1 pseudogene is annotated in these 320 nt (G+C 68.8%); it reads left to right on the top strand.

The annotated features are described in order from the left end of the window. Window positions 1–320: pseudogene (locus E2A64_RS17875) on the top strand (hypothetical protein); the annotation flags it as partial.

Raw genomic sequence — 320 nt, 5'->3', positions numbered from 1 at the left:
TCGATGCGGTCATCGCGGTCTCCGGCGAGGCCCATGCCTCGACCCAGGCCTCGGTGGTCCAGAGCGCCGGGCTGACCCGCGACCAGGTCAATGCGCGCATCCGCTCGGCCTTTTCGCTCGGTTCGGTCACCGGCGATTACGCACCGCTCGCCTATGGCGAGGAAGCCAAGGCCCCGGCCGCCTTCGATCAGGTTGCCGGTTCGGCACCCGCCGGACGCGGCTACGGCTATTGGGGCCAGGCCTATGGTTCCTACGGCAAGACAAATGGCAGCGGCGAGAGCCACACCACCGAACGTTCCACCGGCGGCCTGCTGACCGGT

The sequence above is a fragment of the Pseudohoeflea suaedae genome (assembly GCF_004354915.1).
GTDB lineage: Bacteria > Pseudomonadota > Alphaproteobacteria > Rhizobiales > Rhizobiaceae > Pseudohoeflea > Pseudohoeflea suaedae.
This window is presented reverse-complemented; position numbering and strand designations above follow the sequence as displayed.